General features: G+C 66.9%; 9 protein-coding genes. 3 read left to right on the forward strand and 6 right to left on the reverse strand.

Translation table 11 applies throughout. The features are described 5' to 3' along the window. Positions 1-120: 120 nt before the first annotated feature. From FHS74_RS03405 to FHS74_RS03425, 5 genes are all read right to left on the reverse strand, one after another. Entirely contained in the window at positions 121-753 is a 633-nt protein-coding gene (locus tag FHS74_RS03405) for a hypothetical protein (protein WP_184797488.1), read from the reverse strand. A 125-nt stretch (positions 754-878) separates the two neighbouring features. Next, positions 879-1,781 carry a LysR substrate-binding domain-containing protein gene (locus FHS74_RS03410; protein WP_184797490.1) on the reverse strand — a complete coding sequence of 301 codons (903 nt, stop codon included), beginning with the start codon at positions 1,779-1,781 and terminating at the stop codon, positions 879-881. 42 nt (positions 1,782-1,823) lie between these two features. Next, entirely contained in the window at positions 1,824-2,945 is a 1,122-nt protein-coding gene (locus tag FHS74_RS03415) for a CapA family protein (RefSeq protein ID WP_184797492.1), read from the reverse strand. Between the two features lie 10 nt (positions 2,946-2,955). Continuing rightward, a complete protein-coding gene (locus tag FHS74_RS03420; protein WP_184797494.1) occupies positions 2,956-4,830 on the reverse strand; it encodes a CocE/NonD family hydrolase in 1,875 nt (624 codons plus the stop codon). Between the two features lie 73 nt (positions 4,831-4,903). Beyond that, the gene (locus tag FHS74_RS03425; RefSeq protein WP_184797496.1) at positions 4,904-7,708 is read right to left on the reverse strand and encodes a TonB-dependent receptor; all 2,805 of its coding nucleotides are present in this window, start codon (positions 7,706-7,708) and stop codon (positions 4,904-4,906) included. Positions 7,709-7,944: 236 nt separating this feature from the next. Between FHS74_RS03425 and FHS74_RS03430 the strand changes: the two genes are divergently transcribed. Continuing rightward, the gene (locus tag FHS74_RS03430; protein WP_184797499.1) at positions 7,945-9,393 is read left to right on the forward strand and encodes a YfcC family protein; all 1,449 of its coding nucleotides are present in this window, start codon (positions 7,945-7,947) and stop codon (positions 9,391-9,393) included. A gap of 110 nt (positions 9,394-9,503) precedes the next feature. Here the strand turns inward: FHS74_RS03430 and FHS74_RS03435 are convergent, their stop codons facing one another. Further along, positions 9,504-10,637 (reverse strand): hypothetical protein, encoded by a 1,134-nt coding sequence (locus tag FHS74_RS03435; RefSeq protein WP_184797501.1) that lies wholly within the window; start codon positions 10,635-10,637, stop codon positions 9,504-9,506. Between the two features lie 458 nt (positions 10,638-11,095). Here FHS74_RS03435 and kdpF point away from each other — a divergent pair, with 458 nt between their 5' ends. Both kdpF and kdpA read left to right on the forward strand, forming a co-directional pair. After that, complete coding sequence (gene kdpF, locus FHS74_RS03440) at positions 11,096-11,209, forward strand: K(+)-transporting ATPase subunit F (RefSeq protein WP_211106083.1); 114 nt, start codon at positions 11,096-11,098, stop codon at positions 11,207-11,209. 46 nt (positions 11,210-11,255) lie between these two features. After that, positions 11,256-12,983: a potassium-transporting ATPase subunit KdpA gene (gene kdpA, locus FHS74_RS03445; RefSeq protein WP_184797503.1), complete on the forward strand. Its 1,728-nt coding sequence runs from the start codon at positions 11,256-11,258 to the stop codon at positions 12,981-12,983. Positions 12,984-12,989 lie beyond the last annotated feature (6 nt).

Below are 12,989 nucleotides of genomic sequence, written 5' to 3' on the forward strand. Positions count from 1 at the left end.
CTGCACAAAGGTCGGGGACGACCGCTGACATCGATCCCAAGTGGGCTCAGCCCTTCCCGCGGGTCCGGGGGCGGCTTGGGTGGCCGCGCCCGGTGACGATAGGACAGGGCCGGATGGAGGTCAACCGCCGCCGACCGGCAGCGGGTCGCCCAGGCAGTGTTCGATGGCGCGGGTGTCGTCGCAGCGGGGGCCGCCGGCGCGCAGGCGCTGGGTCAGGTCGCGCAGGCAGGTGGCGATGCCGCCGGCGCGGATGGCCAGGGGGGAGTCCAGGAAGGCACGGTCGCCGTCATGGGCGGCGTCATGGGCCGCCAGCGCCAGGCCGAAGTCCAGCTCCTGCTCCAGGCTTTGCGCCAGGTCGCCCGCCAGCCGGTCGCTGCCAACCTGTTCACAGCGCTTGCCGCCCTTCTTGCGGGCCGCCGCGTGGGTCCGCGCCACGGCGCGCCAGTGGGCGTCACTGGCCATGACATAGGCGTAGGGCAGGGGACTGTTGGGATAGGCGCTGCTGTAGGCGGCGTAGGCCTTGCCGTAATCCCCCCGGCGGTAGGCGCGGTCCCCCTGGGTGGTCAGCGCCCGCGCGGTGGCGACCTCCGCCGGCGTCTGCCGCTGCCGGGCCGCGTCGGCCAGGGCCAGGCGTGCCGCCGTGTCCATGGCCGGCTGGGTCGGCGGTTCGGCGGCGCCCGCACCACCGGCCAGCACCGCAGCCGCCACCAGGGCCGCCACCAGGGTGGCCAGCCGGCGAAGATGGTTGGTCATGAATATGGTTCCGCCAAGTTCGGGCGACGCTCCCTGACTTTTATCGGGGAACGTTATCCCCCCTTCGCCCGGATTTCCAACCGATGATTTGATGGGCGCGGGGGTGGCCGCCACCAGCCCGCCCCTCACTCCGCCGCCACGTCCATCTTCAGGGCGTTGCGGCAGTGGATGAGGAAGGCCTCCGTCACCTTGGCCATGGGGGCGGCGCTGGCGGTGATGAAGGCGTATTTGTGCAGGATCTGGGGGCGGAAGGTGCGGATGTGCACGCCCCGCCAGGCATGGTCGCGCGCCATGAATTCGTTGACGATCGCGACGCCCACGCCCTGGGCGGCGAAGGCGCAGGCGGAACCGACGCTCTGCGTTTCCAGCCGCACATGCGGGGCGATGCCGGCCTTGTGGAACTGCGCGTCGATGGCGGTGCGCGGCCAGCGGCCCTGGCCCAGCACGACCAGCGGCACGTTGCGCAACTCGGCCGGGGTGATGATGTCGTGGTCCATCAGGGGGTGGCCGGGTGGCAGGACGCAGGCCGTTTCCGATACCACCAGCACCTCCGCCCGGATGCCGGCGTGGTTGATGGGCAGCTTGGCGAAGCCGCACTCCGCCTCCTTGGTCGCCACCATTTCCTTGGTGGTGTCGACGTCGCGGGGGTGGATGACGGCCTTCAGCTTGGGGTGCTTGTTGAGGAAGCCGGCGATGACGGGCGCCAACGCCCCTTCCACCAGGCTGGGTGGTCCGACGATGCGCAGCTCCCCGATGTCCAACTGGCCGATGTTACGGGCCAGGGAGGCCACCTGGTCCAGGCGGGCCAGCGCCGCTTCCACCTCATTGGACAGGATCAGCGCCTCCGGTGTGGCCACCAGGCGCCCCCGCTCGCGATAGAACAGGTCGAAGCCCACGTCGTTCTGCAGCCGGGCGATCAGGCGGCTGACCGCCGGCTGGCTGATGCCAAGCTGGCGCGCGGCGGCCGAACCGGACCCGGTGGCCAATGTCAGTCGAAAGGCTTCCAGCGCCCGCAGGTTCAGCTTCACGATCCGGCCCCCCGCCGCCTACCCCGATAGTAGGGATCCTTTCTACACGATCAGCGTCGCCCGGTCGCCCTGGCGCGTGAAGCGCGTGCCGAAAGGGGCCGAGCGGGCCGCCAGCCGGTCCAGGATGGCGGCGGCCTCCGCCCCCCGCGCCAGGCGGGGCAGGCCGCGGGTGGCGGGGTCGGTCTCGCCCCCCGTGCCCTCGGCCCGTTCGTTGAGCACCACCGGCACCAGTTCCAGTCCCTGCAAGGCGCCGTCCCGGAACGCCATCTCCGCCAGCACGCTTTGCCAAGCCTCCGCCGGGTAGCGGCCCAGTGGCGTGCGGGTCTGGAAAAACAGCCCGCCCAGGTCATACAGCAGCGGCCGGCCGCGATAGACCTCGATCCCTTGCAATGCCGGATGGCCATGGCCGACGAAGACATGGGCGCCGGCGTCGACGCAACGCCGCGCCCACGCCGCCAGCCAGTCCGGCGTCGCCGCCGGGTCGTCGGCCCAATAATGGTTGTGGTGGTAGGCCACGACCAAATCCGCCCCGGCGGCGGCCCGGGTGATGGCCGCCAAGGTCAGGGATTCGTCGGCGGGATCGAAGGTGCCGTCCGGCCGCCGGCGGATTTCGTTGACGCCGGCGCGGTCGGCGGTGGCGGCCCCGCCCTCCCGGATCTTGCCGGCGGCCATGGCCACCAGGGCGACCCGGCCGGCGGGCGTGTCCACGAAAGCGGGGGCGGCGGCGGCCGCGCGGTCGGCACCCGTGCCGGCGTGGGCGAGGCCGGCGGCGTCGAGCGCTGCCAGCGTCGCCAGCACGCCGCCGGTGCCCAGGTCGAAGGCATGATTGCCCGCCGTGGCCACCAGGTTCACCGACAGCGCCCGCAAGGTCCGCAGCACGTCGGGTGGGGCCGCGTGCTCCAGCTCCGCGGCGCGGGTGGGCGGGCCGGCGCCGGGCGCGTCCAAGGCGGACTCCAGCTGCGTGAACACCGCGTCGGCCTGGGCCAGCCGTGCCGCGAGGTCGGCGAACCCCTCGTAGGGCCGGGCCGAGATTTCGGCCTGCAGCAGCGCCTGGCCCGTGGCGGTCAGGCGCAGGACGCCGCCGGCGCCCACGGCCGGCCCGCCGGGCATCACCGCCAGGCCGGCCAGGCCCACCATCATTCCCCGCCGGTTCAGCGTGCTCATGCCATGCCCTTCATTCGGGCAGCACCGGCAGCACCAGTTGCGACGGATGGGCCGCGTCCAGGTGCACGCGGTTGCGCGCCACCAGAATCGGTCCCGGCCAGCCCTGGGGTCCGCCGGTGTTGGGGTTGGCGTCGAAATGGGGGAAGTTGCTGCTGGACACCTCCACCCGGATGCGATGGCCGGCCTTGAAGCGATTGGCGGTGGGGAAGAAGGGAATGGTCAGTTCGTATATCTCCCCAGGTTCCATCATCACCGGCCACTCCCACCCCTGGCGATAGCGGGTGCGCAGGATGCCGTGGGCCAGGTTCATGGCATAGCCCCGGGGATAGTCGGCTGAGGGCGGGTGCACGTCCACCAGCTTGACGGTGACGTCGGTGTCCGGCCGGTCGGAACTGACATGCAGCACCGCCCGCGGCGTGCCGGCCAGCACCACGTCCCGCGCCAGGGGCGCCGTCTCGAACACCAGCACGTCGTCACGGTCGGCCAAGGGGCCGAAGGGTGCGGTGGCGCCATAGCTGCCGGGGAGGGTCACTTGGTCGAAGGCGCCGGCCTCCATCACCGGGGCGCCTGACGCCGTGGCCCCGCCCAAGGTGGGCACCGGGCGCGCCGGGTCGTAGTCATAGGCCCTGCTGGCCGGCCCCGCCGCCGGGGCCGCCGGATCCAGGCGGCCGTCGGCATGCAGGTGATAGGCGATGGGCGTCATCCCGGCCAGGGGCCAGTCAGGGGCGTCCATCCAGGCGCCGCCATGGTCCAGCCGTCCATCCGCGTCCCGCCGGCGGCCCGATCCCCCGCCCATGACGAAGATGCGCACCGGCCTGTCCGCCGTCGCCCCGGTCCCGGCGGGGGCGCCCTTCAGCCACCGGTCGAACCAGCGCAGGCGCAGGGTGTCGTAGTCCGGCGCCAAGCTGCCGTCCAGGGTGGCGGCAGGACCGAAATCCACATCGCCGGCGAAGCTTTCCGACCGGCGGCCATGGGTCCAGGGCCCCATGATCAGGTGGGTGGGGCCGTGCTTATGCGCGCGCATGCCCTGGTAGTTTTCCAGCGTGGACGAGGCGTAGGGGTCGTACCAGCTGCACAGCAGCAGGGTGGGCACGTCGGCCATGGCGGCGTAGTGCCGGGCGGCGCCCAGGCCCATCTGCCGCCAGTAGTCGTCGAACTCGCCATGGCGGGCCTGTTCCAGGACGTAGGCCTCGAACTCCGGCAGGGCCGCGACGGGGGAGTGGCCCTCCCGCCAGGGCCAGCGCTTGACCCAGTCGGCGATGTCCTCCGCCTCGATGGCGGCGCGCAGCGCCGGATCCCGTTCCACCGCCGGCGACACCAGCGCCTGGCGGTAGGCCCAGGTCAGCTGCTTAAGCTCGAAGGCGCCGCCCTGGCGGATGCCGGCGTGGTAGGCCTCCGCGAAGCCGCCGGAATCCACCACCATGCAGGCCAGCTGGGGCGGGTTCTGGCAGGCCGCCGCCATCTGCACATGGGCGCAATACGATAATCCATAGGTGCCGACCTGGCCATCGCACCAGGGTTGCCGGCCGATCCAGGCCAGGGTGTCCACGCCGTCCGCCGCCTCGTTCACATACTTGGTGAACACGCCTTCGGAACCGTAGCGGCCGCGGCAGTCCTGCAGCATCACCACATAGCCCGCGCGGGCGAAGGCGCTGGCCACCTCCAGCCGGGTGCGGGGCGCCGGGTTGGCCACGCTGATCTCCGACAGCACCAGGCCGCGCCGGTCATACGGGGTGCGTTCCAGCAGGACGGGCAGGGGCCGGTCCCAGACCGCGCCCCCGACCACGGGGCGGTAGACATCCGCCATCAGGGTCACGCCGTCGCGCATGGCGACGGGCACGTCCCTGTCGATGTGCACATCCTCGACCGGAGGAATACGGTTCATGCCAAAGCCACCTTGTCTGCATTTCTGGGGAAGGGGGGCGGAACCGGCCCGCCCCCAGGGTCGCGTGTCCGCCTCACATCCGGAATTGCAGGCGCATGTACAGGTACGTGCCGCGCACATCGTAGGTGTACATGTCGAAGTTGATGGGGTTGTTGGCGGCTGAGGCCGGCGGCTGGACGTTGAAGATGTTGTCCACGCCCAGGGTGACCCGGGTGTACAGGTCCCTGAAATTGTAGCCCACCTGAACGTCCTGGTAGACGATGGCCGGGATGCGGCCGCCATTGACGGCGTTGTTCGGGATGTCGCGCGAGGTGCCGATGTAGCGCGCCTTCCACCCGGCCGACCACGGCCCCTCGTCATCCTGGTTCCAGCGGAGGGAGGCCTGCCCCTTCCAGTAGGGGTATGTGGCGCGCGGCTGGTCGGAATGGCCGGCCAGTTCCTGGCGCAGGATGCTGCCGTCAGGCTGGGGGATGTAGTTGTCGAACTGCAGCAGACGCGAGGCGTTGACGCCGGTGGTGACGATGCCGAAGCCGCTGTCGAAGGTGTAGCCCAGCGAGACGTCGACGCCCTTTTCCTTGATCTTGCTGAAGTTGCTGACGGCCTGCAGCACGTTCAGCACCTGCCCGGTGGTGGCGTCACGCTGCAGCAGGCTGCAGGCGCTGCCGCCGGTGTTGGCGCAACTGGTCAGGATCTGCTGCGCGGTCTGGCTGGAAATGGCGTCGTCCACCTCGATGGCGAAATAGTCGACGGTGGCGGACGCGCCCTTGGCCCACGCCGGGGTGTAGGCGAGGCCGACGCTGTCGGTGCGCGAGGTTTCCGGCTTCAGGTTGGGATTGCCGCCGGTGCTGCCGTTGATCAGGCCGTTGCCGTAGTTGTACTGGCTGTAGCTGGTGGGCACGCCGGCGCAGCCGGCCAGGCCCTTGCCGCCACCGTTGCAGGGGTCGACGGCCTGGAACTGGGTGTTGCGGCCGCCCTGGTCCAGCTCAAGGATGGAGGGGGCGCGGAATCCTTCGGAATAGCTGCCGCGGAACAGCAGGTCTTCCACCGGGCGGTAGGCGACGCCGGCCTTTTTCGTCGTGTTGCCGCCATAGGTGCTGTAGTTGGAGTAGCGTAGCGCCCCGTCCACATCCAGCTTGTAGATGGCCGGCAGATCGCGCAGCAGCGGGATGTCGAATTCGGCGTAGGCTTCCTTGGTGTCGTAGCTGCCGCTGGTGGGGTTGCGGGTGGCCGCCGACGTGCGGGTGAGGCCGGTGACATAGACGGGGGTGGCGTTCACCACCGCGTCCGGCGTGTCGTAGCCGTATTCCCGGCGGTAGGAGGCGCCGGCCGCCGCCATGACGTCCCCCGCCGGCAGGGTGAACAGGCTGCGCGACAGGTTGAATTCGGCGCTGGTCTGCGACACCCCGTCCTCGTCATGGGCGTTGTAGCGGATGTAGTTCGCCATTTGCGGCGTGATCTTGCCGAAGATGTTCAGCGGCACGCAGCCGGCGGTGGCGGCGCAGCGGGTGGGGGAGCCCAGGGCCAGGGCGAGGTGGTCGTAGTCCACGTTGTTGGCGCTGTCGAACGTCGCCTCGTTGCGGGAGTAGGAGACGAAGGCGTCCCAGTTCCAGGTGCCCCACAAATCCACCTTGCCCTCGAGCCCGGCGTCCGCCCGCCAGGTGTTGACCTCCTGCACGTTCTGCCGGTCGCCGACGTCGTCCAGGTAACGGCGCAGCCGGAAGGAGGAGCCGGAAAAGGCCTTGCCGAAGATGTTGTAGGCCTGGTTGGCGGGCATGGTGATGCCCTGGCCACCGTTCACGTCCAGCAGGAAGGGGGAATAGAGCTGCGCCGAGCGGCGGTGGTTGTAGAGGAACTCCACATGGCCGCTGACGCTGTCGGTGATGTCGGTGGTGTAGCGCAGGAAGGTGCCGTAGCGCGTGCTGGGCCCGGTCGCGTCGCGCCCCTGGACCAGGGTGTTGAAGTAGTCGCCGGGCAGGGCTGCCGCGCGGAAGTTGGACGTGGACGTGCCGTCCGTGCCGGCGATGCGGGTGAGGGTGGATGAGGACACGCCGGGTAGGTTGTACAGGCCGCGCGGGCTGATGGGCGGCGACGTCGGGGCGGTCAGCGCGACGCGCGTCAGGTCGCGGTCCTGGGTGTAGATGGGCAGGATGTCGACCAGGTCGGCGGAGAACAGCAGCGTGCCCCGGCCCAGCTTCACCCCCGCCGTCATGTCGGCCGAGACGCTGCGCCCGTCCCCGTTGGAGGAGATGCCGGACTGCACGTTGGCCCGCACGCCTTCAAAGTCGCGCACCAGGTGGATGTTGACGACGCCGGCGATGGCGTCGGCGCCATAGATGGCGGAGGCGCCGTCCTTCAGCACCTCCATAGTGTCCACCAGGCCCACCGGTATGGTGTTGAGGTCGACGAAGTCACGGAAGCCCCGGCCGCCGACGGCGTTGACCCAGCGGTGGCCGTCCACCAGCACCAGCGTGCGGTTGCCGCTGCCCTCGGCGCTGCCCAGGTAGCGCAGGTTGATGGAACTGACGCCGAAGGACGTGCCCTGGGTGCCGTTGGAATTGAGGCTGACACCCACCGAGGGCAGGGCTTGCAGCAGGTCGCCCACCGATAGGGGCGCCGCCGCCTGGATGTCCTCGATCGACAGGCTCTGGATGTTGCCGACCGACTGGGCGTCCTGGCCCTTGATGTGGGTGCCGGTGACGACGATTTCCTGCAGGTCGTCGAGTGCCGATGTCTGGGCCGACCCTGGGGCCGACCCCTGCGGGGCGGCCTGCTGCGCCAGGGCCGGATTGGACCAGGCCGCCAGCGCCAGCAGGCTGGTGGACATGAGAAGGCCGGTGCCGGCGGCCTTCCTGAAGCGGGACCCAACTGCTGTCTTCATTGTTCTATCCCCCGATTTTTCCCATGACGTCCCGGGTGGTGGGGGTGTCCCCCCGGCTTCCCGGGATCAATGCTCCCTGTGTATGGGGCTAGGTAAACGATGGGGGAGGAATGCCGCAATATTATGAATGAATCAGAACATCCTATGCATCTTGGTTATGGCATCAAATAATCGCTCGTAATTCTGCAATGCTTGGGTAAGGTGCCCGGTAACAGGGAAAAGCCGGGGACAGGAAAATGGCGGTTTCGGAGGAGGCGGCGTCCCGCCGCCCACAGGGGGAACAGGAGGGTACCGCCAGGGCGGGCGGGCATTCATACGGCCGCATGCCGCATCCGGTGATGATGATGCTGTTCATCATCCTGGGGGCGGCGCTGCTGACCTACCTGGTGCCGTCGGGCGAATATGCGCGGGGGGCGGACAAGCTGGTGGTGCCGGGCACCTTCCACACCGTGCCCAAGGACTATGGCCTGGACGCGCTGTTGCTGCCGCACAAGAGCGGACCGCAGCAGGCCTTTCCCGCCAGCATTCCGGGCGTCGCCTTGTCCATCCCGGCGGGCATGACCACCACCGCCAACCTGATCTTCATGGTCATGTTCTCCGGCGGCATGTTCGGCGTGCTCAAGGCCTCGGGCGCGCTGGATTCCGGTGTCAGCCGCCTGGTGGAAGTGGCGCGGGGCAACGCCTATGTGCTGGTGCCCATCCTGATGGCCGTCATCTCCGCCGGCGCCACCTTCCTGGGCATGATCTCGGAATTCCTGGTCATCATCCCGGTGATGGTGGTGCTGGCGGAGCGGCTGGGACTGGCGCCGCTGTTCGCCGTGGCGGTGGTGACGGTGGCGGCCAAGATCGGCTACCTCGCCTCGGTCACCAATCCGGTGGCACTGCTGATCGCCCAGCCCATCGCCGGCGTGCCGGCCTTCAGCGGGGTGGGCCTGCGCCTGGCCGTCTATCTCGCCTTCATGGCCTTGGGCATGCTGTACGTCATGCGCTATCTGCGACAGGTGGGATACAGGGTGCCGGTGGCGCCGCCGGCCGCCGGGCGCTTGTCCCGCCGCCATGCCGGCGTGCTGTCGCTGCTGGCGGTGGCCATGGCCGTCATCCCTTATGGTGGCCTGGAACTGGGCTGGGGCAACCGCGAATTGGGCGCCTTCTACATCGTGCTGGCCATCCTGATCTCCGGCGTGGGCGGGCTGTCCTCCGCCCGGGCGGCGGAGGCCTTCACAGAGGGCATGAAAAGCATGCTGCTGGCCGGCATCCTGGTGGGGTTGGCCAGTGCCGTGGAAACCGTGCTGAAGGATGGCCTGGTGCTGGACACCATCATCCACGCCTTCGCCAGCGTGGCGGACGAGCGGTCGCCGCTGCTGGTGGCGCAGAGCCTGACGGGGGTGGAGATGGCGCTGGACGTCCTGATCCCCTCCACCTCCGGCAAGGCGGCGGTCAGCCTGCCCATCCTGGCTCCCATCGCCCAGATGTCGGGCGTCAGCGGCCAGTTGACCGTCATGGCCTTCCTGTTCGGCAATGGCCTGACCAACATGGTGACGCCCACCTCCGGCATGCTGCTGGCCTACCTGGCGGCGGCGCGGGTCAGCTACGGCGCCTGGATGCGCTTCGTGCTGCCGCTGTGGGGCGTGCTGGTCGCGCTGTCGCTGGTCCTCATGGCGCTGGCGGTGGTGGTGGGGCTGTGATGCGGCATTGCTCCCAGGGCGCCGGGCCCATTTGAACGTCTGCCCTTGGCGGCGCTGATCCTGGTCATTGACCAGGATCAGCGCGACTGGGTGTGACTTGTGATCCAACGCTATGAATTCTTCTTGACCCCCATCATCCCATTGACTGCGTCATATATGTAGTCGACCACATTCAACGGACATCTCCCAACATTTACCCTTGCGTAAGCCTGCGCGGTGGCAATATCCGTGGCACCCGAGCCAGATGCTGAAAGAAAATTGGGAGGCCCCAAATAAAGCGTGTCACCGGTTGGTGCCGCGCTCGGGGGGCTTTGCGGGGGCGTGGAACCGGCAGTCCAGGTATAGGAAAGAACTGGAGTTTGATTGCCAGCGGGGAAATTAACTGTCAGAGACGCTGTCGTAGAAAAGTACCATCTTGCTCCATATACGTCGTATTGCCCAAGTGATGCAGGGGGAAGGTAATTGCTTGGAATCGGTGTTAACCCACTTGAATATCCGATAATATCATTTGGCATGCAGATCATGACTTGGTTTATTCCGATATCAAGCTCGAAAGGTAACGTATAGGTGGCGCCAGCGCTTGTAGTCGTGGTGATGGAGAGGTTGGCCGGCGGCATCGTCCAACATGTCGCGGCGGTATTGACAGGACTAAAGGGAACTGTATTGGTTTGCGCGGGAAGTGGAGGGAGGGTCGCGGGAGAAAGTGGTGAATATTGGAAGCCGTCAGTAGTGCTTGATAGTTGGCCGATGATAACGGCCGGGCCGCCGGTGGTCGTTATCTTGTACCCGGCGCCAAGTAAATTGCCCTTGGTATCCGAGACCTGAAGGAAATTGTTGAATAGGGGGTTTTCCCCTTTTGCTGAGACTCCCATCATGCCGACAGATCCGTCGCAAACCAGCACCATGCCGTAGGAGGTGGCCGCTGCGGTTGTCGATGTGCCGCTGTAAAGCGTCACGGGCATGTAATACCAATACCCGCTATGAGAAACGTCGCTTGGAAAGTAATTAATTGTGTATGGGCCGAAGCAAGGATAATATTTGTTAAGAATATCGTAGCTGACTGGTTTGTTAAAATCAAGAAGCCCCACCACTATTCCGCTCGAGCCGGTATCAACTTGAAAATCCCTTCGACTTACATACGGGATTGGATTTTTATTATAGGTTGAAGCGCCAATGTCGGCGTAAATGTGGATTCCATTGCCATTGAAATCCGTCGTGTTTGAGGTAAGGGTAACGGTGGACATAGAAATCTCCTTTTGCTGATCGTTAAGTCAATGGCCGTATTTGGTTATGCGGCGCGAGAGTTATCATGATGATTGGGAGCTTCCCATGGAGTGGGCAGGCGTCCAAAATCTCGATTTGCACGAAACGCGCCAGAAAGTTTTTCATATATTTCATAGTGCTATCTTTTAACGGGCAAATGTCCGCCATGACGCTGGACACGTCGGACACGTCCAGTTTGACGTTTGCTGCCGTTTGGGCGGACGCGGGGCCAAACATTAAAATCCTTTTATTTCCGCCCCCCGGCTTTGCCATCGAATTTTGATGGCCATCGGCTGTTTCCTCAGCGTCGACCCATTCCGCCCGGAAGCTCCTTTTATGAAAGGCTTCCGGGCTTCGTTCGTGAGGAACAACCGCATGCTCGACGTCATCCTTGTCGCCCTCCTGGTGGGGCTTTTCGGGCTGGGCGTGGCCTACGCCTATGCCTGCGAAAGGCTGTGAGGCGCCCATGTTCGACCTGATCCTGGGCGCCGCCGTCTCGGTCGGCCTGACCCTTTACCTCGTCTATGTCCTGATCCGGCCAGAACGGTTCTAAGACAGGCGCTTTTGAGCGCCGCCTCGCGTATGCGGAGACCTTTCCCGTGACCTTCAACGGCATCCTACAGATCGCGCTGTTCGCGGCGATCATCCTGGTCCTGACGCGGCCCATCGGCGGCTTCCTGACCCGTGTCTTTTCCGGCGAGACCACTCGGGCTCGCCGGGTCTTCGGCCCCCTGGAGCGCGGCATCTACCGCGTCTGCGGCGTGGACGAGAAGACGGAGCAGCATTGGCTGACCTACGCCGTCTCCATGCTGCTGTTCAACCTGGTGGGCGGCCTGCTGCTCTATGCGCTGATGCGCTTCCAGGCGGTGCTGCCCTTCAACCCGCAGGGCCAGGCGGCGGTGGCGCCGGACCTGGCCTTCAACACCGCCATCAGCTTCGTCACCAACACCAACTGGCAGGCCTACGGCGGTGAATCCACCATGGGCTATCTGGTGCAGATGGCGGGCCTGACCGTGCAGAATTTCCTGTCGGCGGCCACCGGCATCGTCCTGGCCCTGGCGCTGGTGCGGGGCTTCTCCCGCCGCGGCGCGCAGACCATCGGCAACTTCTGGGTGGATCTCACCCGCGCCACCCTTTACGTGCTGCTGCCGGTCTGCGTCGTCATGACCCTGTTCTTCGTCTGGCAGGGTGTGCCGCAGAACCTGATGGCCTACACCGAGGCGACGACGCTGGAAGGTGCGAAGCAGGTGATCGCGCAGGGCCCCGTGGCCTCGCAGCTGGCGATCAAGATGCTGGGCACCAACGGCGGCGGCTTCTTCAACGCCAACTCCGCCCACCCGTTCGAGAACCCCAACGCCCTGGTCAACCTGGTGCAGATGCTGGCCATCTTCGTCATCGGCGCCGGCTTGACCAACGTCTTCGGCCGCATGGTGGGCAATGAGCGCCAAGGCTGGGCCATCCTGGCCGCCATGGGCGCCCTGTTCGTCGTCGGCGTTGGCGTCTGCTATTGGGCCGAGGCCCAGGGCAACCCGCTGCTGGCCAGCCTGCCGGTGGACCAGGCGTCCAGCCTGCTGTCGCCCGGCGGCAACATGGAGGGCAAGGAGGTCCGCTTCGGCATCGCCAACAGCGCCCTGTTCGCCACCGTCACCACCGACGCGTCGTGCGGCGCCGTCAATGGCATGCATGACAGCTTCACCCCGCTGGGCGGCCTGGTCCCCCTGGTCAACCTGCTGCTGGGCGAGGTCATCGTCGGCGGTGTCGGCGCCGGTCTCTACGGCATGTTGCTGATGGCCATCATCGCCATGTTCGTCGCCGGCCTGATGGTGGGCCGCACGCCGGAATACATCGGCAAGAAGCTGGAGGCCAAGGAGGTCAAGATGACCGTGCTGGCCATCCTGGCCATGCCGCTGGTCATCCTGGTGTTCGGCGCCATCTCCTCCGCCGTTCCGCTGGGCACCGCCGGCATCGCCAACAACGGCCCGCACGGCTTCTCGGAGATCTTCTACGCCTTCAGCTCCGCCGCCGCGAACAACGGCAGCGCCTTCGCCGGACTTTCCGCCAACACCCTCTGGTACAACGTGACCTTGGGCGTGACCATGTTCGTCGGCCGCTTCTTCATCATCATCCCGGCGCTCGCCATCGCCGGCGCCCTGGCGGCCAAGAAGTCGGTGCCCGCGTCGGCCGGCACCTTCCCCACCACCGGCCCGCTGTTCGTCGGCCTGCTGGTGGGCGTGATCCTGATCGTCGGCGGCCTGACCTACTTCCCCGCCGTGGCGCTCGGACCCGTGGTCGAGCATCTGCAGCTCATGACCGGCACCACCTACTGACCCCGG

It is taken from the genome of Nitrospirillum iridis (assembly GCF_014205765.1).
GTDB classification, from domain to species: domain Bacteria; phylum Pseudomonadota; class Alphaproteobacteria; order Azospirillales; family Azospirillaceae; genus Nitrospirillum; species Nitrospirillum iridis.

Bases quoted from the DNA above. Each gene is read 5' to 3' on its own strand.
- kdpF (WP_211106083.1), top strand. From the start codon at position 11,096: ATGCCTGCGAAAGGCTGTGAGGCGCCCATGTTCGACCTGATCCTGGGC.
- FHS74_RS03420 (WP_184797494.1), bottom strand. From the start codon at position 4,830: ATGAACCGTATTCCTCCGGTCGAGGATGTGCACATCGACAGGGACGTG.
- FHS74_RS03425 (WP_184797496.1), bottom strand. From the start codon at position 7,708: ATGAAGACAGCAGTTGGGTCCCGCTTCAGGAAGGCCGCCGGCACCGGC.
- FHS74_RS03415 (WP_184797492.1), bottom strand. From the start codon at position 2,945: ATGAGCACGCTGAACCGGCGGGGAATGATGGTGGGCCTGGCCGGCCTG.
- FHS74_RS03435 (WP_184797501.1), bottom strand. From the start codon at position 10,637: ATGTCCACCGTTACCCTTACCTCAAACACGACGGATTTCAATGGCAAT.
- FHS74_RS03405 (WP_184797488.1), bottom strand. From the start codon at position 753: ATGACCAACCATCTTCGCCGGCTGGCCACCCTGGTGGCGGCCCTGGTG.
- FHS74_RS03430 (WP_184797499.1), top strand. From the start codon at position 7,945: ATGGCGGTTTCGGAGGAGGCGGCGTCCCGCCGCCCACAGGGGGAACAG.